At 38.1% G+C, this 25,791-nt stretch carries 12 protein-coding genes and 1 pseudogene; 9 read left to right on the plus strand and 4 right to left on the minus strand.

Going from position 1 to position 25,791, the window contains the following annotated elements; translation table 11 throughout:
* Positions 1–35: 35 nt before the first annotated feature.
* From PHO71_RS00765 to PHO71_RS00785, 5 genes and pseudogenes are all read left to right on the plus strand, one after another.
* Positions 36–641 carry an SIS domain-containing protein gene (locus PHO71_RS00765; protein ID WP_300197461.1) on the plus strand — a complete coding sequence of 202 codons (606 nt, stop codon included), beginning with the start codon at positions 36–38 and terminating at the stop codon, positions 639–641.
* Complete coding sequence (locus PHO71_RS00770) at positions 629–1,549, plus strand: carbohydrate kinase (protein ID WP_300197464.1); 921 nt, start codon at positions 629–631, stop codon at positions 1,547–1,549. The genes PHO71_RS00765 and PHO71_RS00770 overlap by 13 nt, the downstream gene beginning before the upstream one ends.
* A gap of 250 nt (positions 1,550–1,799) precedes the next feature.
* On the plus strand, positions 1,800–2,870 hold the full coding sequence (locus PHO71_RS00775; RefSeq protein ID WP_300197467.1) for a tyrosine-protein phosphatase: 1,071 nt from the start codon (positions 1,800–1,802) through the stop codon (positions 2,868–2,870).
* A gap of 109 nt (positions 2,871–2,979) precedes the next feature.
* Complete coding sequence (locus PHO71_RS00780; RefSeq protein WP_300197470.1) at positions 2,980–4,908, plus strand: DEAD/DEAH box helicase; 1,929 nt, start codon at positions 2,980–2,982, stop codon at positions 4,906–4,908.
* 296 nt (positions 4,909–5,204) lie between these two features.
* Positions 5,205–5,387 (plus strand): annotated as a pseudogene (locus tag PHO71_RS00785) (hypothetical protein); the annotation flags it as partial.
* Between the two features lie 699 nt (positions 5,388–6,086).
* Here PHO71_RS00785 and PHO71_RS00790 read toward each other — a convergent pair.
* On the minus strand, positions 6,087–10,178 hold the full coding sequence (locus PHO71_RS00790; protein WP_300197473.1) for a hybrid sensor histidine kinase/response regulator transcription factor: 4,092 nt from the start codon (positions 10,176–10,178) through the stop codon (positions 6,087–6,089).
* A gap of 276 nt (positions 10,179–10,454) precedes the next feature.
* On the opposite strand from PHO71_RS00790, the gene PHO71_RS00795 reads away from it, so the two are divergent.
* The 3 genes from PHO71_RS00795 (at position 10,455) to PHO71_RS00805 (ending at position 16,043) form a co-directional block, all read left to right on the plus strand.
* Entirely contained in the window at positions 10,455–11,642 is a 1,188-nt protein-coding gene (locus PHO71_RS00795; RefSeq protein ID WP_300197475.1) for a glycoside hydrolase family 76 protein, read from the plus strand.
* An 84-nt stretch (positions 11,643–11,726) separates the two neighbouring features.
* Entirely contained in the window at positions 11,727–13,727 is a 2,001-nt protein-coding gene (locus PHO71_RS00800) for a beta-L-arabinofuranosidase domain-containing protein (RefSeq protein WP_300197951.1), read from the plus strand.
* Positions 13,728–14,090: 363 nt separating this feature from the next.
* Positions 14,091–16,043 (plus strand): glycoside hydrolase family 97 protein, encoded by a 1,953-nt coding sequence (locus PHO71_RS00805; protein ID WP_300197478.1) that lies wholly within the window; start codon positions 14,091–14,093, stop codon positions 16,041–16,043.
* An 86-nt stretch (positions 16,044–16,129) separates the two neighbouring features.
* Here PHO71_RS00805 and PHO71_RS00810 read toward each other — a convergent pair whose 3' ends face one another.
* Positions 16,130–17,449 (minus strand): Gfo/Idh/MocA family oxidoreductase, encoded by a 1,320-nt coding sequence (locus tag PHO71_RS00810; RefSeq protein WP_300197480.1) that lies wholly within the window; start codon positions 17,447–17,449, stop codon positions 16,130–16,132.
* Between the two features lie 350 nt (positions 17,450–17,799).
* Between PHO71_RS00810 and PHO71_RS00815 the strand changes: the two genes are divergently transcribed.
* The gene (locus PHO71_RS00815; RefSeq protein ID WP_300197954.1) at positions 17,800–18,921 is read left to right on the plus strand and encodes a glycoside hydrolase family 43 protein; all 1,122 of its coding nucleotides are present in this window, start codon (positions 17,800–17,802) and stop codon (positions 18,919–18,921) included.
* 348 nt (positions 18,922–19,269) lie between these two features.
* On the opposite strand, the gene PHO71_RS00820 is transcribed toward PHO71_RS00815, so the two are convergent.
* Positions 19,270–21,153 carry a hypothetical protein gene (locus tag PHO71_RS00820; RefSeq protein ID WP_300197483.1) on the minus strand — a complete coding sequence of 628 codons (1,884 nt, stop codon included), beginning with the start codon at positions 21,151–21,153 and terminating at the stop codon, positions 19,270–19,272.
* Between the two features lie 275 nt (positions 21,154–21,428).
* Entirely contained in the window at positions 21,429–25,688 is a 4,260-nt protein-coding gene (locus tag PHO71_RS00825; RefSeq protein ID WP_300197486.1) for a glycoside hydrolase family 2 TIM barrel-domain containing protein, read from the minus strand.
* Between the last annotated feature and the right edge of the window lie 103 nt (positions 25,689–25,791).

The following is a 25,791-nucleotide window of genomic DNA, read 5'->3' on the forward strand; positions in this document are numbered from 1 at the left end:
ACAATATACGGACACACTCAAGCACCCAAAAAATTATGATTGATTCTATAAAACAACTTTTGCAGCAGGAAGCACAAGCCGTGCTAAATATCCCGGTTACGGACGCTTACGAAAAAGCTGTAGACCTGATAGTTGAACAAATCTACCAAAAGAAAGGGAAACTAGTTACTTCCGGTATGGGAAAAGCCGGTCAGATTGCAATGAATATCGCTACAACATTCTGTTCTACAGGAGTCCCTTCGGTATTTCTGCATCCCAGCGAAGCACAACACGGTGATCTGGGTATTTTGCAGGAGAACGATTTGCTTCTGTTAATATCTAATTCAGGCAAGACAAGAGAAATTGTCGAACTGACTCGATTGGCTCACAATCTGAATCCCAAATTGAAGTTTATCGTCATCACAGGAAATCCTGAAAGCCCGCTTGCAGATGAATCTGATGTTTGCCTGAGCACCGGACATCCTGCAGAAGTTTGTACACTTGGCATGACTCCTACTACATCGACTACTGCAATGACTGTTATTGGCGATATATTGGTAGTACAAACCATGAAGAAGACTAAATTCACTATTGAAGAATATTCCAAACGTCATCATGGCGGCTATTTAGGAGAAAAATCAAGGTCATTATGCGAAAAGTAGTAGGTATCGGAGAAACAATCCTCGATATCATCTTTCGGGGTGAACAGCCTTCTGCTGCCGTACCGGGAGGCTCTGTATTCAACGGCATCGTATCTTTAGGACGGATGGGCGTCAATGTTTCTTTTATCAGTGAGACAGGCAACGACCATGTAGGTAATATTATCCTGCAATTTATGCGCGACAACCATATACCGACAGATCATGTCAGCGTATTTCCGGATGGAAAATCACCAGTTTCTCTTGCCTTCCTCAACGAACAAAGCGATGCTGAATATATCTTTTACAAGGATTATCCCAAGCAACGTCTAGATGTATTATTTCCTAAGCTGCAAGAAGATGACATTGTAGTAGTCGGGTCTTATTATGCATTAAATCCGGTACTGCGGGATAAGATTTTGGAATTACTCGACCAAGCACGTGAAAAGAAGGCAATTATTTATTATGATCCCAACTTCCGTTCTTCGCATAAGAATGAAGCGATGAAACTGGCCTCAACTATCATCGAGAATTTGGAATATGCAGACATTGTACGTGGTTCGACAGAAGATTTCTTGTATATGTACGGCATGCAAGATGCAGACAAGATATACAAAGATAAAATCAAATTCTATTGTCCACGGTTCATTTGTACCGCAGGAGCCGAAAAGGTAGTGCTACGTACAGGAACCATCAGCAAAGAATATACAGTAGAACCATTGAAAGCTGTGAGCACCATCGGAGCCGGAGATAATTTCAATGCAGGAATCATATACGGATTACTTAAATATGACGTGCGATATCGTGACCTGAACAATCTGAATGAGGAAACGTGGGACAAAGTGATTCAATGCGGAAAAGACTTTTCGGCAGAAGTTTGCTGCAGTTTCAACAATTCAATATCAAAGGAGTTCGCAATAAATTATAAATAAGGCTGAAAATTAATTTTCTCAGGCGTTCCTACAGATCAGAACAGTATAAAAGTCCATATCAAATTACTATATAATATTCAATTTGGTATGGACTGTTTTTATTATTACCACCAAGTTATAATTTCCTATTGAAGTGGTAATCTTATAAACTTCTCTTAAATTACTATTAACTTTGGCTAATTATCGCAAAGGAATTATCAAATCTGTGTGTAATTTCTATCTTTGCATAATAGATATAAGACTAAATACTATGTACAAAAACCTGTTAAGCTGGCTCACAATTTTGTTAGTGCTTCCTTCCTGCACTAATACCCATCCCAATATATCAGTAGTATGCGAAGAAAACAATATAGGAAATTGTATCATCAAATGGGAAATAAATCCAGCAATCAACGGACAGGTAAAAGTATATGCTTCCACCTCTCCCGACCTGATTCCTGAAAACTCCGCTGTAGGAATGGCTAATATTTCCGATGGTAAAATGACCATTATTACGGAAGATCCTTCACAACGCTATTATTTTTTGATAGTATTCAACAATAAATACCGGATTGAAGTAGCAACCCGCAATATCAATATACATGACATTCAAAATTTCCGTGACTTAGGAGGATATAAATCATCCGAAACAGGAGGAAAAGTACGTTGGGGAATGATCTACCGATCAGCACAGATTGACAGCATCCCGCCTTGTTCTCGCCAAGAATTGGCAAACATAGGGATTCGTACTATCATCGACCTTCGGTCGGAGCAGGAATACCACAATTCTCCACAACTCAATGATAAAAGATTTAAAATGTTACACATTCCTATTTATACAAAAAACATAGAAAGCATACTCCAAGAAATTCAAAAAAGAAAAATAGAAACAGATACGGTTTACCGATTAATAGAGCAAATAAACCGTGATTTAGTAACCAATTACCAACCTGAGTTTAAGCAGATATTCACCTGTTTGCTTGATCCTGCACGTTACCCGATAGTCATTCATTGTACATCAGGCAATGGACGTACGGGAATTGTTTCCGCTCTGTTATTAGCTGCTCTAGGAGTCAATGAAGATATCATCATGAAAGATTATCGCCTCAGTAATGACTATTTCAATATCCCCAAAGCCTCTAAGTACGCTTACAATCTACCGGCTAATTCACAAGAAGCCATTACTACAATTTATTCGGCCAAAGAAGATTTTTTGAATGCTGCCAAAGAACAAATAGAAATGGAATATGGTGACATACAAGCCTACCTTAAGAAAGGAATAGGACTCTCTGCCGAAGAAATTAAACAATTACGCAGCATTCTATTAACGAGCAACAGATAATAGAAAATTAATAATACGAAACCACTGCGCATAATTATTATTATCCAGTATATAATATCCAGTAAATTGACTATCTTTGCAACCGAAATAAAAGATATACAGAGATTTAATGAAGACATTTGAAGAGCTTGGCGTTTCTCCGGAGATACGTAGAGCAATTGAAGAAATGGGATACGAGAATCCCATGCCGGTACAAGAGGAAGTGATTCCGTACCTTTTAGGAGATAATAACGACGTAGTAGCTCTCGCACAAACGGGGACAGGTAAAACAGCCGCATTCGGTTTGCCCTTGCTCCAACAGATTGACGTAAATAAAAGAATTCCACAATCGCTTATCCTTTGCCCTACCCGTGAGCTTTGCTTACAGATAGCAGGCGACCTGAACGATTATTCCAAATACATTGACGGTTTGAAAGTGCTGCCTGTATACGGTGGTTCTTCTATCGACAGCCAAATACGCAGTTTGAAACGGGGTGTACATATTATTGTAGCCACTCCCGGACGGTTACTTGACTTGATGGAGCGAAAGACAGTTTCACTGTCTACCATCCGCAACGTAGTTATGGACGAAGCAGACGAAATGCTGAACATGGGATTCACAGACAGCATTAACGCAATTCTTGCAGGCGTTCCTCAGGAACGTAATACTCTATTATTCTCGGCTACCATGAGTCCGGAGATCGCACGCATTTCCAAGAATTATCTACGCAATGCAAAAGAGATCACTATTGGACGCAAGAACGAGAGTACCAGTAATGTAAAACATGTAGTTTACACTGTACATGCCAAAGATAAATACGAAGCGCTAAAACGCATTGTTGATTATTATCCGCAGGTTTATGGAATCATCTTTTGCCGTACCCGCAAGGAAACACAGGAGATTGCAGATAAATTAATGCAGGAAGGCTATAATGCCGATTCACTCCACGGAGAATTATCACAGGCACAACGAGATACCGTTATGCAGAAGTTCCGTATTCGCAATCTGCAGCTATTGGTTGCTACCGATGTAGCTGCCCGTGGATTGGACGTAGACGATCTGACTCATGTTATTAACTACGGTTTACCCGATGATACGGAAAGCTACACGCATCGTAGCGGACGTACAGGACGTGCCGGTAAAACAGGTACTTCTATCGCTATTATCAACTTACGTGAAAAGGGTAAATTACGAGAAATTGAACGTATTATCAGTAAAAAGTTTATTGCCGGCGAAATGCCAACAGCTTCAGATATTTGCCAGAAGCAACTGATAAAAGTGATTGATGATCTGGAAAAAGTGAAAGTAAACGAAGAAGAGATCGCTGACTTTATGCCAGAAATCTGTCGTAAATTAGAATGGTTGAGCAAAGAGGACTTGATCAAGCGAATGGTTTCACACGAGTTTAACCGCTTCTCTGAGTATTATCGCGGACGTGCAGAAATTGAACAACCTTCCGACAGCCGTGAACGCAGGGATAGGGATGGCAGAGATAGAGATAGTAGTGCTGACAAGAGAAACCGAAAAGGAGCTCCCGGTTTTACTCGTTTATTCATTAACATGGGTAAAACAGATAATTTTTTCCCAAATGAACTTATCAGTCTATTAAATAGCAACACACGCGGACGTATCGAACTCGGACGTATTGACTTGATGCAGAATTTTTCTTTCTTCGAAGTTCCGGAAAAAGAGGCAAACAACGTTTTGAAAGCATTAAATGGCGTGAAACGGAATGGGCGCAAAGTGGCTGTAGAAATAGCAGGTGAAGAAAATTCGAAAGGTCGTGATAATAATGGCCGTTCGAGCGATTATAAGGGAGGCAAACGATTCGGTAAAGTTGAGGAACGCACTCCTTCACGCAACGATAACAGAGAAAAAAAATCAAAAGACTCCTCACCGGTTAGAAGTGGCATAAAAAAAGAAAAAACAAATCGGGAAGAACGTGGTTATTCCGATGCACACGGACCTCAAAAGAAAGATGACTGGAAACAGTTCTTCAAAGATGAAGAACCAGATTTCAATGAAGAAGGATGGGCACGTAGAAAAGCTAAAAAATAAGCTTCTGATGACCAATTGAATAATATCGTATTAGAGAAATAGAAACTTTCTGTCTTTATAGTTTATCAATGAATATAACTAAGTAAAGTTACAGAAAGTTTTTTTTATGTCCTACCGAGAAAATATGCACCTTATTTTTATTTCTGATAAACTTCTGAAAAGTTTATCAGAAAATTTATTTTAATTCATAATAGCTAGGTTTTTAATATATTTTAAACAAAGGCTATGTGGATTTCTATCGCCTTTGTATCCATTTTCGGAAACGAAATGCATTCTATGTATTCAGAATCAAAGATAGTCAGATAGAGCACACACGACACAGATCAGTGGCGAACTTCATTGCTAATTTGATTGGAGGACTAATAGCCTATACGTTTCTGCCAAAGAAACCCGCAATCAATGTAGAGTTTGAACCAATAACACAATACTTTATTCCATTCTATAATTATATCGAACTCAGGTTAATTACTATACGGTAGGGAAACTAAAATGTGGCATTTATAATAAAATGCCAATTAACCAACCTCATATACAACTCGAGCCATTTTGAGGATAGTCGTCTGGCTCACGATCAAACACGCTATATTTTCTCATCTTGAAGATCAAAAGTGTCTTTTTATTATCATTTATCACTTTTAAGCCATAAGCTACTTATAATCAACGGTAAAATGGTGATAATAACTAGTGATAATAAGGTGATAATACAGATTTATAGTATTTCTATTATCACTTTTATTCATCCATTTTATTACATAATTAACTGACAATTAGTTATTAACATATAATTCGGCTACCATTTGCACAGGTAGTAAAAACTCTTATTTTTTGTTGATTAATAGAATTGTCGTTCAATTTATACCGTATGTAATAGTACAAATACCGTAATCTTAACATAGAGATAAGCCCGATTAATTTTCTTGTAAAGTATATCTTTTGGCTTCACGTACATGATCCGTTCGATTCATGTACGTGAATCCAAAAGATCGCGTACGTGAACCAATGGGATCATGTACGTGAAACGGTTTATTACCGTAACAAAAATATACTAATAAAGCCTGCTGTATAACTGTTTTTTTAGTTTATTCTCTTTATTCAAAGAGGTTTATGCAACTTAAAAAGCTTCTTTTTCCGTTGAAAACATTCATAGATATAAATTGAGATGTGCAGATAATTAATAATCAATCAGATGAAGATTCATCTTCCTGAGTACTTTGAGCATCTTTCTTCTTTTGATTTCTAAACTGCTTCGGAGTCATTTCAAACTTTTGAGCAAATGCTTTATAGAATGTTCCTCTATTATTAAATCCGGTTTTATCCATAATTTCTTCGATAGAGAGCTGTGTAGTAAGTAATAAACGCTCTACAATACTCAGACGATACTCACGGATAATATCAGCAGGGGTCTTATCAGTGACATTCTTCAACCTTCTATAAAATTGCCGTGTACTAAATCCCAAAGAGTTGCTAAGAAGATCTACTGACAGATCTGAGTCTTGAATGTGACTGTCAATGATCTGCATCATCTTCTCGAAGAAAGACTTATCTTCTTTATGCATGAAGTGACCGTCATCCAATTCAAAAGCACTCAATACAGAACTATAATACTCTTTTAAGTCCTCCTCACGCTGCATCAGTCTTTTCACCACTTTTTCAAGATATTCCACATTGAAAGGTTTTGTGATATAAGCCTCAGCACCCGATTCGATACCTCGGGTCTGCTCATCGATATTATTAAGAGCAGACAACAGAATCAACGGAATACGGCTCAGAAGTTTATCAGATTTTATCCTTTTGGCAAACGACATTCCATCCATTCCGGGCATCATCACATCGGAAATAATTAAGTCAGGCAATTGGAGTGTCAATTGTTTCAAAGCATCTTCCGCATTGTACAAAGGAATAACATTGTATTTCCCGACAAAAATTTCTGTTACAAACCACAACATTGAAGGATCATCATCTATAATCATTATGGTTTGTTTGTTCTTATCAAATTCAGATGAAGTATTCTGGAGCTTGATTATCTGCTCCTCCCTAGAAAGAATCGGTTCTTCTGTAAATTTTTCATCTTCAACATCCGCAGAAACTTCCATCATAGGCAATAAAACCTCAAAAGTCGTGATTTCATCCGGTTTGCTGGATACATGAATCTGCCCGTTAAGCAAATTCACCATACTGTGGCAGATTGCCAATCCAAGACCATTTCTCGGAGAGATACCATTCTTATTCTGCACCTCGAAATTATCCAAGATCTTATAACGGTCGAAAATCTTAGTAAGATCAGCTTTCTTAATTCCTTTTCCTGTATTGGAAATACGAAAATACAGTTGTCCTCCCTCTACAAATAGTTCGACTACTATTGAACCATTCTCCGGAGTATATTTAAACGCATTAGAGATCAGATTACTCACAATCTTACTCAGACAACTAGTATCAGTATTCCAATTAACATTCTCTTCAAGCTGTAAACGATAATCTATACCCCGACTTTCAACCAACTCCCCGAATGACTCGGCAATGGTACGTACTTGCTCGGTGACAGAGATATGTTTAATATTAAGTAACTTATTACCTGTCTCCAACCGCCTGAATTCAATCAGTTCCAATATCAGCGCATTCAACTTCAATGCATTCTGCTGAATCATTGAAGCATATTTATGAATATATTCGTCTATTTTATTATAAGTAAGAATCTTTTCACAAGGTCCACTAATCAGCGTCAGCGGCGTACAGAACTCGTGAGTTATGTTAGTAAAGAAACGTAATTTCGACTCGTATAATTCTTCGCGTTGTTGCTGATTCATCTGCTCAATCATCGCATTACGCTTCATGCGATAACGATTCAGCAACAACCAAATACAACCGACCGCAAATGCAGCAAACAATAAGAAATAAACGATGTAAGCATAAATAGTCATATACCAGGGGGGAGTAATCCGAATAATCAATGAGTATGGTTCACTCTCTTTTCCCGTAATATTACTCCGATATTTCACCAACAAAGTATACTCTCCGGGAGATAAATTGGAAAAAGCTGCTGTTGTGGAAAGACCATTTTCAATCCAACTGTCACTTAATTCATCTATTTTATAAAAGTACGTATAGTTGTTTCCATTGATATGATCGATAGCTAAAAATGAAAGATTAAAGAAATTCTGGCTATAATCCAACACTAACTTTTCCTTTTTATCTCCCTTCAAGAAGTCGTATATATTATATTCTTTACCAAAAATAGACAAGCGGTTAAAATGTAGCGCGGGTATATATTCTTCAGAGTTATGTTCATTCTCACTAATTGTTATAAATCCATTCGTTCCACCAAAAAACAAAGTACCTGTATGCTGGTCTTTAAAGAAAGCCCCATCGCTAAACTCTGTTACTTCCAAACCGCTCTGCTGACGATAAGTTTGCACAGTATTATCCCTCACATTGAATCTGACCATTCCTTGATTAGTACTCAGCCAAAGATGATTATCCTTACCCTCCAAAATACTATGAACAGTATTATTAGGAAATCCGTCCATCTCATTGTAAACGCGATATTCATCCTGATACAAACGTGCCAATCCGAAACTTGTACCAAACCAATATCCTTCGTTATTCTTATAAATAGCGAAAATATCATTCACCATCTGATTCTTCACCACACCGTCAATACGACAAGGTGTCAATTCGCATGTATTTGTATCCATTTTGTAGGCACCATATCCCCGATTACCAAACCATATAGTCGAATCATTCTCCTGAAAAGAGACAAAGAAGTAGTTCGAAGCTCTTTTCCCACCATCCAAAACAAAACGTTTTGCTGACTTCACTTTAGGTGAATAGCCGGAAGTATCCATTATTATTCTAACAATTCCTTCTCCTACGGTAGCAACCCACAAAGTACTGTCATTCGATTCCACGATGGAATGGACATATTTAACTGTTTTATCATCCGCCAGTACAGAAAATTCCTTGAGTGCTTTTTCCGGATACGAATAATAATTAAGACCACCCTCTGTTCCAATCCACAAACGGTTCCACCGGCTTGAAGCAAAACTATAAACCGAATTATGTGTCAAAGTGCTATTAGCAGTTGAAAACCTCTCTACTTGAGATACCGCCTTTCCATCTTTATAAAAATCCATTATTCTAAGAATCCCATCACCTTTCGTACCTACCCATAAAGCCTTCTCCTGATCTATGAACAAAGAGCGTACAGGATTATTTACCTTATACTCAGGAGTATCCAGAAGTACATTATGAATGGAGAACTCATCTGTAAAACACATATATATCCCTTGTCCATCAGTTCCTACCCAGATAACATCCTGAAAACGATCCTTCATCAGACAGAAAATACCCGATTGAATATTAATTGGATGTACTGCATACTTTACCTTCGAATTCGATAAATACTCCAATCGAATCAACCCACTATTTTTAAAGCCAATGAAAAAATCGTTCTTCTGTTTAATAATAGAAGATACTTCACCACGATGATGTATTTCCTCTTCCAAATCTGCCACATAATATATCTGTCGGTTACGTAATTCACACTCGTAAAGCGAATAAGTACTATCAACGAAATAAAGCATTTCTTCTTCCACAAAGGCCCATAATATAGATTCAGGATGATTGAAATAGTTACAAGGTATCAATGAAACCTGATCCCCATTCTTTTCAATCATATAACTTCGGTTATCGTAACCAGAAGAGATTACCCAAAGAATACCGGAGCTATCAATTTTCAACAGTTGAACCTTCTCAAAATCTATTTTCTCGACATTAAGTTTTTGAAAGTCATTGGCTCCCGGATAATAATAGTAGATATAGCCATCATCTTTAACAATAAAATAGTCACCATCGGGACTTTTATCCATAAAGTTAATATCTTTAAACTGTTTGAAGCTCTGTATCGTTTGGCGGCGGGTATCAAAACGGTCCAAACCATAATTGGTTTGAACCCATAGTACATCTTCCTCTCCTTCCATCACTCTGTCTATTAAATTACCGGAGAGCCGATTATTTAAGTTAGCGGATTTATATAATCCCAGATAACTACCATCATAAACGTTCAATCCATCACAAGAACCAATCCATATCACACCATGCCTATCTTGACACATAGAAAGGATAGCACTGTTAGACAATCCGTTTTTACTGGAAAATTGCCGTAATGTATATGAAGCATCCGCCTCCGAAACAACGAAAAGGAGAGCGATAATTAGTAACAAAATGCCATTTAAAGAAAAACTCTTCTTTATACTATAATTGTTTGCCTTCATGTAGTGGTTTTGTTCTTTTAAGATATGCCAGTCAATTTGTCGGCAAGATATAGAAAATAAGGAAAATGTCCAAAGTCTATGCAGGAAAAACGACTTTCCCCTTTTTTTTAGCTGAACAAGAGTACGTATTTAAGACATATATATACAACTTAACGTCATTCAAACAATAATAGACATAAATGTCACAAGTTCGTATCCGTTTTTTATTCACTGGCGATAACTTTGCGGCATAATCCTGGATTAAACTTGAATTAAATATAATATATAGAATACAATATGAAATCACTGCGTTTTTTATTAAACATTTTATGTGTTGCATCACTAGCCGGCTGTGTATCCACAAAAGAAGCAAAACCTAATATAAATCTGGAAAGAGCTCAGCAAACACTGGATTCACTTTATCAAAATTATAGTGCAGCTAATACTTGTTTACTCCGGGAAAGCTATCCATTTGATGAAAATCAGAAAGTTACCTATTTAGCATCAGAAGACCAAGCCAATATACCTAATCAATATTCTTATTTATGGCCTTATTCCGGTACATTTTCAGCAGTCAATGTTTTGTTGGAAACAACCCATGATAAGAAATACCGAAAACTGTTAGACAATCAGGTACTGCCGGGATTAGAGGAATACTTTGATACCAAACGGACTCCTAATGCATATTCATCATATATCCGCACTGCTCCTGCTTCAGATCGCTTTTATGATGACAATGTCTGGTTGGGTATTGATTATACTGACACTTATCAAGCCACAAAAGAAAAGAAATACCTGGATAAAGCTCAATTAATATGGGAATTTATTGAAAGCGGAACAGATAGTTTACTGGGAGGCGGTATCTATTGGTGTGAACAAAAAAAGGAATCTAAAAACACCTGCTCCAACGCTCCGGGATCTGTTTTTGCTTTAAAACTATTCAAGGCAACTAACGACAGTACCTATTTTAAGAAAGGCAAAGAGCTATATGAGTGGACACAAAAGAATCTGCAAGATTCCACCGACTATCTTTATTTTGATAATGTACGTCTTGACGGAAAAATAGGTAAAGCCAAATTTGCTTACAATAGCGGTCAGATGATGCAATCTGCTGCTATTCTATTCCAATTGACAAAAAATCCTGTTTACCTGAAAGATGCTCAAGATATAGCTAAAGCATGTCACAACTATTTCTTTACCGACTTTATACCTACAACAGGGGAACCTTTCAAAATGATAAAGAAAGGCGATATATGGTTCACTGCCGTTATGCTCAGAGGGTTTATCGAATTATATCATCTAGATAATAATAAAACTTATATCAACGACTTTGACAGAAGTTTATCTTATGCCTGGGAGAATGCACGTGACGAGAAAGGCTTATTCAACGTAGACTTAAGCGGAAATAACAAAGATGACAAAAAATGGCTATTAACACAAGCTGCGATTGTAGAAATGTACGGACGTCTTGCCGCTATTAAATAGATAAAGAGATCAAGTAGAATTTAGTACCAAGGATAACAATATAATATGATTAATAATAAGGTATTAAGATTGTTTTTACTTTTTATGAGTGTTGTTTGCTACTCTTCATTATGGAGTAGCGAGCAGCAACCTCGACAACAACACAACCACTATATAAATAATCGCTACCCTTTACAACGTAAAGTTTTTATTGAACTTCCGTTAGGAAGCATTAAAGCGAAAGGATGGTTACACGAAATGCTAATGCGCCAAAAGAACGGTGCAACAGGGCATATGGATGAACTTTATCCACAAGTAATGGGGAGCCGCAATGGGTGGCTAGGGGGAGACGGAGACCAATGGGAAAGGGGGCCCTATTGGATTGACGGACTTCTCCCCCTGGCTTACATTTTGAATGACCAGGAATTAAAAGAGAAAGTACAGCCTTGGATTGAATGGGCTCTGAAAAGCCAACGCGAAGATGGATTTTTCGGACCGGAAAAAGATTATCCCGGAGAAGCGGGACTTCAACGTGACAATTCACACGATTGGTGGCCCAGAATGGTAGTCCTGAAAATCTTACAGCAATATTATTCGGCTACCGGTGATGAACGGATTATATCATTCATGACTCGTTATTTCAAATATCAATTAAATACATTACCCGATAAGCCACTGGGACATTGGAGTTTTTGGGCAGAGTTCCGCGCTTGTGACAATCTTCAAGCTGTATATTGGTTATATAATCTCACAGGAGAATCATTCTTACTCGATTTAGGTAAATTGATTCATAACCAAAGCTTCAGCTTTGTGGATATGGTACAACGGGGTGATTTAAAGAGAATAAACACGATTCACTGCGTGAATCTGGCTCAAGGAGTTAAAGAACCGGTGATATATTATCAACAGGAGGCCGACAAAAAATACATAAATGCCGTAAAAGAAGCATTTAAAGATATCCGCCAATTCCATGGACAACCACAAGGTATGTATGGTGGAGACGAAGCATTACACGGAAACTGTCCTACTCAGGGCTCCGAATTATGTTCGGCAGTCGAGTTGATGTATTCATTGGAGAAAATGATGGAAATAACCGGTGATATTGACTTTGCCGACCATTTGGAACGGATTGCTTTTAACGCTCTGCCGACACAGATATCAGATGACTTCATGACCAAACAATACTTCCAACAAGCTAATCAGGTAATGGTAAGCCGCCACCGTAGAAACTTCGACCAAGAACACGGAGGCACAGACCTGACTTACGGAATATTGACCGGATATCCATGTTGTGCTTCAAATATGCATCAGGGATGGCCTAAGTTCACACAAAACTTATGGTATGCTACTCCGGATAACGGACTTGCAGTGATGGCTTATTCTCCTTCGGAAGTGACTGCTAAAGTCGGCGATGATTGTATGGTAACTATGAGTGAAGATACTTATTACCCAATGGATGAAAAGGTATGTTTTACTATTCAGGATATAAAAAATAAAAAGAAAGAAACTACTTTTCCACTCTATTTGCGTATTCCCAAATGGTGCAAACAGGCAGAGATATGTATCAATGGAAAACCAGATCAATCTGCCGAAGGAGGAAAGATGGTTGCAATCAATCGCACATGGTCAAAGAATGACCGGATTGATTTACATTTCCAAATGGAAATATCAACTAGTACTTGGTATGAGAACTCAGTAGCAATAGAAAGAGGTCCGTTAGTTTATGCATTAAAGATGGATGAAAAATGGGAGAAAAAAGAATTTAACGAACCATGGTACGGTCCTTATTATTATCAAGTCACTTCACCTGATTCATGGAATTATGGACTTATTAGCTTTGACCGCAACAAAGTGAATGAAGTTGCCAAGATTAATATAGATTCAGCCAAACAAAAATCGGTATTCCCGTGGAATACAGAGAACGCGCCTATTGAAATTAAAATGAAAGCGAGATTAATACCTTCCTGGCAACTTTACAATGAAATGGCAGGTCCTCAGCCTTTCTCATTTTGTAGTGGCGCCGAAGGGGATGAAAAGGAGATTACATTAATTCCTTACGGTTGCACAACTCTCCGAATATCAGAATTTCCTATTGTAGGAAAATAAAAAATAGTTCTTTTATTCTAATGGCGCTCTTCAGTATATACCAGCTGTACTGGAGGGCGCCATTGCTTTAGAGATAAAAATACTTGTGTATTAAGACCGATACATATTCTCATACTATTGTTAAACTGTATTTATGGAATAAATGAGTTCTCCCTTTATTCAGTTTAATTCATTGAACTATACTTATACTTTCGTTAAACTATAATTCAACGAACTAATTTTTGCACTGAGACAGTTTTATTACTCAAATAGTCATTTTTTGCAGAATCAAGAATTATCTGCAATAATAAAATACTTATATTTGCAGATGTTACAAGACTAGACATCAAACATTGAATATAACACCATAACAATCTAACAAAAATGAAAAAGTATTTTCTTTTATCCCTATTCGCCTGTTATCTAACAGTGAACGTACAGGCACAAAAGAGTGTTGAACTACTCTCTCCCAATGGAGATATAAAAGTATCTGTTCGTCTTGCCGATAAAATCTATTATGACTTATCTTGTAATAATGATGTTTTATTGAAAGACAACTCTCTCCAACTCCAACTGAAAAATCAAACTTTAGGAGAGCAACCTAAACTATCAGGGCAGAAACGAACAAGTGTCAAAGAAACATTAACTCCTATAGTGCCATTAAAATATTCATCGGTAAGCAATGAATATAATCAGCTATTACTTAATTTTAAAGGCAACTATTCTGTTGAATTCCGCGCTTTCAACGATGGAATAGCTTATCGTTTTATCACTCGCCAGAAGGGAGATATCGAAGTATTTGGAGAAGATTTCTCTTTGCAATTTCCTGCAGAGTATCTGTTACATTTACAACAGCCGGGTGGATTCAAAACTGCTTATGAAGAACCATATTCACACGTTACCAGTACATCATGGAAACCTTCAGACAAAAGAACAGTCCTTCCTATGCTTATTGATACACGAAAATCATACAAAATCCTGATCAGTGAATCTGACTTGTCAGACTATCCTTGTATGTTTTTGCAAGGTACAGGAAATAACGGTGTTACTTCTGCATTCCCTAAAGTACCACTCGAATTTGGTGACGATGGTGACCGTAGTCTCAAAATCCTGAAAGAAGCAGACTATATCGCGAAAACTAAAGGACAGAGGGAGTTTCCATGGCGTTATTTCGTGATTACGAAAGAAGATAAACAGATATTAGAAAACACAATGACCTACAAATTGGCTACCAAAAACCAATTACAGGACGTATCATGGATCAAACCCGGACAAGTAAGCTGGGAATGGTGGAACGGAGCTACTCCTTATGGACAGGATGTGACATTTAAGGCAGGTTGTAATCTGGAAACATACAAATACTTCATCGACTTTGCATCTAAATTCGGTATACCTTATATCATAATGGATGAAGGTTGGGCAAAAAGTACCCGTGACCCTTATACTCCTAATCCGGATGTAGACCTCCATGAATTGATCCGTTATGGAAAAGAAAAGAATGTAGGCATCGTTCTATGGCTGACTTGGTTAGCAGTGGAAAACAACTTTGAGCTCTTTAAGACTTTCAATGAATGGGGAGTAAAAGGAGTTAAAATAGACTTTATGGATCGTAGCGATCAGTGGATGGTTAATTATTACGAGCGAGTGGCTCAGGAAGCAGCAAAGCACCATCTATTCGTCGATTTCCACGGCTCATTCAAACCGGCAGGTCTGGAATATAAATATCCGAATGTGTTATCCTACGAAGGAGTGAGAGGTATGGAGCAAATGGGTGGTTGTGTGCCAGACAATAGTGTTTATCTTCCTTTCATGAGAAATGCCGTAGGTCCAATGGACTATACTCCCGGAGCTATGATCAGTATGCAACCTAATCTCTACCGTTCAGAACGTCCAAACTCAGCTAGTATAGGCACACGTGCTTATCAGATGGCTCTATTTGTTATTTTCGAAAGCGGGCTACAGATGTTGGCAGATAATCCGACCCTATATTATCGCAATGAAGACTGCACACGTTTCATTACTCAGGTTCCTGTTACTTGGGACGAGACAGTTGCCCTGGATGCTAAGGTAGGCGAATACGTGATTGTAGCCAAACGTAAAGGAGAGAAATGGTACATCGGAGGAATGACCAATAATCAAGAAAATGAAAGACAGTTTGAAATTAGTCTTGACTTCTTGAAAGATAATAAAACTTATCGTGTTACTTCCTTTGAAGATGGTGTTAATGCAGGACATCAGGCAATGGATTACCGGATTAATTCTTCAGACGTTAAGAAAGGGCAGAAAATCTCTGTTAGAATGGCTAGAAACGGAGGATTTGCAGCCGTTCTGGAATAAGTCCTTTGATATCTGATTACTATTGATTATAAAAAACGACGGAAACATAAGTGTTTCCGTCGTTTTTTTGTCTTTCTTCGGAAATATTATCCCAAAGTATAAGGTTTACGATAGTCGTAATGAAGCTTCTTTGTTGCCTCCGGATCGTTTACAAACTTCTGTACGATAGGATTCCATTGCAGAGGTCTATTGAGTTCGTAGGCGATATTACCCAATGTGCATACTGTACAAGAACTATGCCCTACTTCGACAGGAACATTTGGATCACGACGTGAACGAATGCAATCGATGAAGATTTGATAATGTGGCACGTTCGTTTCATAAACAGCCTTTTCATCGACCTTCTTAGGCATAAATTCAGGGGAAGAAGCAAGAAACTCACCGCGACAAACTTGAATCCAACCATTTTCACCAATAATCTTAATTCCTTGCTTACCACCATCAAATTTCTGTTGAGTCATTTCGATGCCGTTGTCATAACGGAAAGTAAGACAGTCATAAGGACTTGCTGACGGTGGAAGAATCTCTACCGGGCCAGAACCATCTTTTCCAATAGCCCATTGACCGATATCGAACATATGTGCTCCCCAATCAGTAGTATAACCACCACCCATTCCTTGATACCAACGCCATGCTCCCCAACATTCATCACCACCATTTTCATTAATCAATGGGTTTAATTCATGATTATAATGCCATTTTGTATCTAAAGGACCCAGCCACAAATCCCAGTCAAGTCCTTGAGGAACTTCTTGCTTCGGCAGGTCGTATGGTTTCGGACCATTTCCCACATGAGCTTTCATAAGTGATATTTTACCCAACATACCTTCGCGGGCAACATTGGCAGCATGGATGAATTCGTTCATGGAACGTTGCATACTACCCACCTGCAAAATTCGGGCATTCTCACGAACGGCTTTAACCAACTGCTGTCCTTCGTAAATGGTGAATGTAAGTGGTTTTTCGATATATATATCTTTACCCGCACGGCAAGCGGCAATTGCCATTAATGCATGTTGATGGTCAGGACTCGCAATAACCACGGCATCAATGTCTTTACGGGCAAGTAATTCCTCATAATGGATATACATGTCCAACTTGTTCTTAATACCTTGATCAGCATAATACTTGTTCACACGGTTTTTGAAACGGTCACGTTTGATGTCATAAACGTCACATCCAGCTACAATACGTACATCAGGGATGGTAATGAAACCCGCCATAAGATGAATTGCCTGCTGTCCCAGACCGATGAAACCAACATTAATTTTATCGTTTGCCTCAGTTTTTTTAGATTTTCCCGAAGCTGGAACCGGAGCAGCAGATGCTGACCAAGGTGCAAATAAAGAAGAAAGGCCAATTGCAGATAAACGCAAGAAGTCTTTTCGAGTCATTTTAGAGCTCATGTTGTCTACTCGTTTTTTAAGGTTAAAAATAAGTGTAATTAGAAATTGCTATAAAGTTAGATGTTTTTTTTAGAATACATATGAATATGACTCTTTTTGTGAAGTAACTAAAGCGAATTTATTATTTTTCTATCATTCCATTCTGCATAGTATTCTTTCAAATTGAGAGTCAGTACATCTGCTTAATAATCTAAACATACATCAAACTGTCATTCGGATGATAGAATTCTTTGAATTACTAGCATGAAAGGGATTAAATTATTATTTTTGAACGATTTTAAACTATAAAGTGATAAAGCCCTTTCCTAAGTGGACAACAAGTATAAACAACATAAATTAAAGAAATGAAGATGAGAAAGGTTAATAAACTCGCAATCTGGGCATTTGCTCTGGTAAGCCTACTGCTTTTTTCTTGTGTGACAAAGGTGAAGGAAAATTCATCCGAACCGACAGTATCCATAAATCCGTTACCAGTTAAGTTTGGGGATCCTTATGTACTGCTGGCTTCAGACAGTATTTATTACATGTATGGAACCGGTGGAGGAGCTATAGATGGATTTAGTGTCTATTCTTCACCTGATTTAGTGAATTGGAAGGACGAAGGGCAAGTCTACCGCGGAAACATCGAGGGTTCATGGGCAGTTGCCAATTTTTGGGCGCCCGAAGTATATGAACGGAATGGTAAGTTCTATATGTTGTTCAGTGCAGACTGGAAAGTAAACCCGACAAAGGAATTAGAAAACTTCCGTATTGGCGTAGCTGTAGCGGACAAACCGACTGGTCCTTTTAAAGAACTATCTTCGGCTCCTCTGTTCGACCCGGGCTACCCTGCAATCGACGGTAATTTGATAGATACTGAAGACGGACGTACCTTCTTGTATTATTCCCGCTGCTGCTATAAAAATCCAGTAGAAAGTGAAATTGCAGAACAAGCCAAAAAAGAAGGAAAATTTGATGAAATAGAAGAAAGCTGGATTTATGGTATTGAGGTCAAACCGGATTTAACAGAGGTAATCGGTGAACCGGTTTTGCTGCTTCGTCCTCCGGTAAAGTTAGACGATAAACAATCTGAATGGGAAAGCCGTTCTGTAACTACAGGTGAGGTTAATCGTCGCTGGTCAGAAGGTCCTTATACCTTTAAGAAAGGGGATACTTACTATATGATGTATTCGGCTAATTACTTCGGAGGAAAGAATTATGCAGTAGGCTATGCTACAGCTAAAAACCCACTAGGACCATTTATTAAATCGCCTGACAATCCTGTGCTGGAAAAAAATATAGAAAAAGGTGGTATTGTGACGGGGACCGGACACAACAGTGCTACTTGGTCGAAAGACGGTAAACAGATGTATTGTGTTTATCATGGCCGTACAGCAAAAACAGGAGACGAGCGAGTAGTCTTTATCGATAAAATGGGTATAGATGAAAACGGACGATTGTATGTAGAAGGTCCTACAACTGCACCAGAATAAAATATATATCTTTGTCTATAATTACACTTAAAATTCTCATAGAAAACGTATGTGGATAAGTATTGAGGATAAAACTATTGTAAAAAAGACTATCCGATAAATAGCTAAAATAAAAAATGGACTGTCTAACAATATCTTATGACAGTCCATTTTCATATGTTTTAATCCGTACTTCTATATGCGGTTACTTTCAAATATTCAATTCGCAGAGATGCTTTTATAGTTGTTAGACAACTTCTTTTATTAATTCAAAGCTTTTTAGATAGCTTCACCATTTCACTCTCGTGATATAGTGCGAATTACAATATTACTTCTCCACAAACACATCAAAATTAATATACTGAAAGATTATAATTCCGGGGCAATATCTCCATCATGACTAGTAGTCATAACCGAAACTGTTACTTCATCCTTATATACATTCAATATAAATCGATACTTCTTATTCGCTTTCAGTTCTATTTTGGGCATAACTATATCATCATACGAATGGCCAGTCTCATCCAGCACAAGGTCAAAACTTTCTATGAAAGAATCATTATATAAATAAAAGACACATTCATTATTTACAAAAGTATTCAGCGTCATATCAGCGCTTTTTTCCGTCATGTTATTAAAGAAACTTCCCTGAGTATAATATACCCCTCCTTTTACTTTAATCGAACGAACCTTCTCAAATGGAACGTTACCATGTTCAAAAGAGACAGCACATTCCACCTTTACTATAGGATGTTGCATAATTACTGAAGGAGCCGGTTTCTCTATATTTGGATTCTGATCCAACGAATTATCTATCGTCCAATTATCAGTTTGCCCCATATAGAAGTTTTCCAGATTAGTAGCTTTACTCAAATCCACATTTGATTGTGTGCTACGGAACTCGGATAGAGTACCCTGAAAACCAGAGAAATCATAAGGAGAATTGATAATCGTATAAATCGTACAATTCTCATTCGCTTTGTTGTCAAGCTTAACGTAACATTTATATGTATTATATGAAATTTGAGGGTTCTTCTCATTTTTCATAAACAACATTTTACCATCCTTGTCAAACGCAATGATACTGATATCAGAAACTATATCATCAAAGAAGTTGTATGAATTGGCTCTAGGGGCAACATCCGTACGCATAGTTATCTGGAAAAACATTTCCTCGCCTTGCTGTTCCACTGTAATTTCCTTTTGCAGTACATCGTCAGAAGAATAGACTCCTAACACAACATTCCGATTTTGACTGGCTTTCGTAAGAGTAATTACCATCTTCTCACTCGTACATTCCTTAATCTGAATCCAATCACATCCAGCCGGAAGAACTACTTTAGGAGTACAATTAGCCGCCCATTTTAAGGTATAAGTCAATTCACCCTTCCGTAAATAAATATAATCGGTCGGACTATTGACATAAGGCTTCATACCGTTTAACACCCCGTCGCCATCACTATCCAAATATCCATAAAAATCAGGAATTGACACATCAGTCATATTGAGTTCTTCAAACCTTTTGCGCAGATTTTCTTGTACCTGATTATTATCAATAGAAGATGCACTATTCGTAATATTTTCTTTCAGGTTCTGTGCATTCAAAGTTCCATCATTCTCAATATCGTTTCCCACTTTTGCAATAAACTCACTCAAGGCAGCCTCGTTTTTTCCATATTGCATAATCGAAGAGATTGCCAATAGAATGGCATTATCCTCACCCTTTTGAGCGATATTCCACTGATCAAAGGAGTTATTATTACTTGTATTCTCAATATTAAACGCTTTTAGTACTTCTTTTTGAGATTGAGTTACTGCCTTTTCGAAGGTCATTCCGCTTGATATTAACTTTTTAACTCTGGGAGTCCGCAGAGTGGTAAGAACGTTAATATTAATACTAGCTTTATTATCTACTTTGGATAATGTACGTAAAGTAATAGGAGAATCAGAAAGCTTTCCGGTTATTTCATTGTAGTAATACCCATTAGCTATAATTTCGGCATATTCTTGTGAGAATTCTCCACTCAATTGAAAGCTCCCATTATCTTCTTTAATTTGAGTTTCGAAGGATTTTCCGGTAGGAACAAGTTTATTTGTCAATTCTTGCACAGTAATAGATGTACCTATGACAAAGGGACCTTTCTGAACATAACCGACAATTTCCTTTTGGGATGTCGTTGTATTGTCATCATCTTTACCACACCCTGCAAAAATAATGGAGAGTAGTATTAACCAATAGAATGTTTGTTTCATGTCTTTCTTCAATTTTATAAATACATTAGGGTTTTATTTAACAATCGAGCAAAGATAATAAAATTAATAATGATATTTCAAAATACAGATTAATAAAAAAAGTAAAGTGAGAAATACGTTTTTTTATAATTAAGGAATTAATTATTGAGCAGTAATATAGATCGACTAGTGAATATACATATACAGTGTGGTGAATATATATGCCCAGCGTGATGGAGCTATATACTCACCACACTGGGCATATATCAACAGAAAAGAGCTAAATAAACCAGCTTCTATTTCTCTATCAGAATCTCTAATTCCGCTACGGTAGCCCGTTTATCGTCTTTAGCACAAGCTGACAAAGCCTGAAGTTTTACGTAACGTGCTGAACAGGGAGTAAACTCAACTGTCTGAGCATCCTTGGAATCGGCAAAAGTACCAGAAGCAACCGCTTTCCCCCACTCTTTTCCATCACGACTGACATACACCTCATATTTACCTATCCGTCCCTCTGACGAATCCTGACGAGGTGTATATTTAATACCTTTCACCTTCATTTCCTTAGACAGACTCATTTGTATTTCATGAGGATAAGGAGCCAGATAGAATTGGTTGTATACCGTGTGCCAATAAGTATTGATATTACCGTCAGCAGCCAACTTCATACTTTCGTCGCCATCACTGTCTACATATACTACTCTTTGCTTACTACCGGACACTCCGGACAGGTTCTTAGTAACATTAACGTTCAGTTCGGCAGCCGAAGCCCATTCTCTACCATACAGTTCGGACAAAGCAACTAATTTGAAGTAACGCGCAGTAACCGGTTTTTTCAAATGTACGATTTGAGAGGAAGAAGAATTCTCGAAAGTACCTTTAACGTTATTCTCCCAAGTCTTACCATCCTTACTGAAACATAGCTCATAATCCTTAATACGTCCATTCTCAGAATTACGCGGCTGATAGATAAATTGATCTATTTCGAGCAAAGAAGCCATATCTATAACGATCTCGTGGGGATGTTTGGCAACATTTTCACTCCAACGGGTATGCCAGATTGTATTCGGATCTCCATCAATGGCATTCTTTGCTTCTTCTCCCTTATTCTCACTGCTTACAGAAACAATCTTCCAGTTTGAACGATCTACATAGATAGGCAACTCAGCAGACGTCACCATACCTTTACCCAGATTCTCAGAAACAGCATATGCCTGTACTTTACCACCGGAAATAAATTCGATAGCACCTGCATACTCTTTATACTTTTCACCGTTGAGACTATAATATATCTTAGCCCCCGGAGTGCTTGTCTTCAAATTGAGATAGCCGTCACCATCCCGGTCAATCAAAACAGGCATACATACCGGCATCCGGACACGTGCTTTTTGAGCCAATTCGTCCTGTAAATAGCTCCTTTCCAAAGGTAACATCATAAAGCTAAATACAGTAGGTTGTGAAAAGAGTTCATATTTTCTCATCGGACCAGGACCACAGCTTGCATTTCCCAACGGACGATTTTCTGCATCCAGACATAGAATGGTTTCTTTGCTTACAGGCACCTCATATCTATGATGCAGTTTTCTAAGATCGTTAGGATCAACCATATCCTGTGATCTTGCATGCAATGCAGAAGCAGCCATCTTATCTCCGGCAACAAACACAAAGCCTATTCCATCCGGATTAGTGACAGATATCCAACGAACATCTTCGTGGTTACCCATCTCCTGTGATCTGATATAGTTCAACCACTGATTGGAAACTTCATCATCATATATACCTACGTGAGCAGCATCTTTACGGTCTACATAATTTTCAAATGGTCCACAACCGAACCAACGCATCCGCTCAAAGCCTTCCGGCAATTCCAAACGATAGCCTACACGAGGAATGACTTCTCCACTCATAGTAGGAATAATCGTACTATTTACCAGAATAGATCCATCAGGAGCCACCGTATATTCAATCGTTGTCTGGAAGTCAAAACCAGACTTTCCTTTATAGGTATTCTTTATTGCCAGAATCACTTTACCATCTTCCTGACGCATCTCCCATTGACCTGGTTCCAGAGCCATGTTATACAGTCCTTTACGCTGCCAGTCTCCATCCACTTGCTTATCATTATCGGTAGGTGCACGGAACACATTCAGTTCCAAACCTTTGCTTATCAAAGGAACTCCATCCAATACATAAGCAGAAATTGTTCCGTCTTCTTTTGAAAATATAGCCTCAAAACGCTCACCTTTTACCAGATAACCTTTCTCTGTCTGTGTACAAAGAATAGTGCCATCTTTCGCCTTAAATACAGGTTTTTCGCTTTCTGAAATTTTAAATTGATCGGAGGCTACTTCATAACCGGCTTTTTCCCAATCAGTGTCATTCTTCAACCGGAAACTGAACTTAATGAAGTATTCGGCTCCGGGAACTTTCTTAATAGAAGGTTCGGTAATAGTAATAACTTTACTATCTTGCGCATTCAACTGTAACTCATCCAAATTTCCGGAAGCGATAACTTTGCCGTCTTCTTTAATTTCGTATCTACCGTACAAATCTTCCAGACCTGCATGAAATCTCTTATTGGTCACTTTATATTTTCCATCTCCTAAAGCCTCAACAGCAATCGGTTGATGTATCTTTTTCACTTCCAAAGCTTTGGGTGAATAAGTACGGTCAGAGAATATGACACCGTTCGTACAGAAATTACCATCATTCGGTTTATCTCCAAAGTCACCTCCAACAGCCATATAATAGCCAGTACCATCAGGAGTAGGAACTTTAATACTCTGATCTACCCAGTCCCAGATAAAGCCTCCGATCAAAGCCGAATAACGTTCATAGGTCTCCCAATACTCTTTAAAATTACCGATTGAGTTACCCATTGCATGAGCATATTCACAAACAACATGAGGTTTCACCGTCTCGCCTTTCTGTGACTTCTCTAAACGCTCTTTTCCTACATTTTCCAACCACTCTACACTAGGATACATACAGCTGGTTACATCACAGTAGGAGCTATTTCCTTCATAATGAGTCGGACGTGTTTTATCCAATGCCTTTACAGCAGCCTCTGCCGGTTTAAAGTTGATTCCATTTCCAGACTCATTTCCCAATGACCACATTACAATAGAAGCATGATTTCTGTAACGTCGCACCATATTTTCACTACGTTCCGTAAAGGACTTTTCCCATGAAGGTTCATTAGACAAGGCCCCCAAACCATGACATTCCACATTCGCTTCCGCAAGAACATAAAGACCATATTTATCGCACAAATCATAAAAATAAGGATTGTTTGGATAATGGGAAGTACGCACCGCATTGACATTAAATGATTTCATCAACTTCACATCTTTTTCCATTTCTTCTTTAGAAACAGTACGACCGTTTTCAAGACTATGGTCATGCCTATTAACACCCTTAAATAACGTTGATTTTCCATTGATCAGCATCTGACCATCACCAGCAAATTCTATTTTACGGAAACCGACTTTCACATTACGGATGTCCGTTGTCTTACCCTTTTGATTCAATGAAATCGTCAAATTATACAGATTAGGAGTCTCCGCAGTCCATTTAAGAGGATTCATCACATCAAACTCAATATGATTTTTCCCAATTTGAGCAGACGCAACTTGTTTTGCAATCTCTTTACCATCTAAGTCTGTTAGTTTAACAAGAATATCGCCATTACTCTTTTTACCCGTAACTTCTACGTCCAAAGAGACAGAGGCATTTTTATATTCTTTATCCAGATCCGTAGTGAAAAAGAAATCCCTGATTTGCGTATCTGGAGCTGACCACAAGAAGACATCTCTAAAGATACCACTGAAACGCCAGAAGTCCTGACACTCCAAGAAACTACCATCCGTAAAGCGATAGACTTCAACAGCCAGTACATTCTTTCCTGCTTTCAGATAGGGAGTCAGATTAAACTCCGCAGGCAAATAGCTATCTTCAGAATATCCTACTTTTTTTCCATTTACCCAAATATAAAACCCTGCTTCCACTCCATTAAAACGGATAAAGACATCACGTCCTTTCCAAGAATCAGGTATCGTAAATTCACGACGATAACTACCTACCGGATTAGGCATTGTAGCAAAAGTATAATCAGCCGGACGAGGCTGAATCACATTAGGCCATTCCACCTTACCCCATTCGCAGAAAGGATAAATGACATTACAGTATAACGGCTTATCCCAGTTTTTATTGTGGCGTACCGCTTCAATCTGCCAGGTTGCAGGAACTTTAATATCATCCCATTGAGTGACATCATACTCCGGCATACAAAAATCCTGGGGCCTGTCTTTAGGGTCAGCTACCCAATGAAACTTCCATGTACCGTTCAGAGTTTTGTAATAAGGAGAATCTTCAATAACTAAATCCATAGCCTGTTGTTCATTCGCAAAAGGAATGGCTATCTGACAAGCTAACTCTTTATTTACCCCGGAAACAGTTTCGTCGTTCCATTCCGGTCGTTCTGTCGTTTGTGCTGTGGCAATCACAGGCATCAACATAAGTGCAGGGATTGCACGGAGAAGTAATTGGTTTCTCATAAATCGGATTACTAATAAATTATTCAATGTTCTTCATTGATAAATAGCATCAAAAACTATTGTATCGTTCACAAAGATAGCATACATTTATAAATAATTCAGA

The sequence above is a fragment of the Bacteroides sp. genome (genome assembly GCF_028690125.1).
In the GTDB taxonomy this organism is placed as follows: domain Bacteria; phylum Bacteroidota; class Bacteroidia; order Bacteroidales; family Bacteroidaceae; genus Bacteroides.

Coding starts and splice junctions, on each gene's coding strand:
- PHO71_RS00775 (WP_300197467.1), top strand. CDS start 1,800: ATGTACAAAAACCTGTTAAGCTGGCTCACAATTTTGTTAGTGCTTCCT.
- PHO71_RS00765 (WP_300197461.1), top strand. CDS start 36: ATGATTGATTCTATAAAACAACTTTTGCAGCAGGAAGCACAAGCCGTG.
- PHO71_RS00825 (WP_300197486.1), bottom strand. CDS start 25,688: ATGAGAAACCAATTACTTCTCCGTGCAATCCCTGCACTTATGTTGATG.
- PHO71_RS00770 (WP_300197464.1), top strand. CDS start 629: ATGCGAAAAGTAGTAGGTATCGGAGAAACAATCCTCGATATCATCTTT.
- PHO71_RS00795 (WP_300197475.1), top strand. CDS start 10,455: ATGAAATCACTGCGTTTTTTATTAAACATTTTATGTGTTGCATCACTA.
- PHO71_RS00820 (WP_300197483.1), bottom strand. CDS start 21,153: ATGAAACAAACATTCTATTGGTTAATACTACTCTCCATTATTTTTGCA.
- PHO71_RS00805 (WP_300197478.1), top strand. CDS start 14,091: ATGAAAAAGTATTTTCTTTTATCCCTATTCGCCTGTTATCTAACAGTG.
- PHO71_RS00800 (WP_300197951.1), top strand. CDS start 11,727: ATGAGTGTTGTTTGCTACTCTTCATTATGGAGTAGCGAGCAGCAACCT.
- PHO71_RS00815 (WP_300197954.1), top strand. CDS start 17,800: ATGAGAAAGGTTAATAAACTCGCAATCTGGGCATTTGCTCTGGTAAGC.
- PHO71_RS00780 (WP_300197470.1), top strand. CDS start 2,980: ATGAAGACATTTGAAGAGCTTGGCGTTTCTCCGGAGATACGTAGAGCA.
- PHO71_RS00810 (WP_300197480.1), bottom strand. CDS start 17,449: ATGAGCTCTAAAATGACTCGAAAAGACTTCTTGCGTTTATCTGCAATT.
- PHO71_RS00790 (WP_300197473.1), bottom strand. CDS start 10,178: ATGAAGGCAAACAATTATAGTATAAAGAAGAGTTTTTCTTTAAATGGC.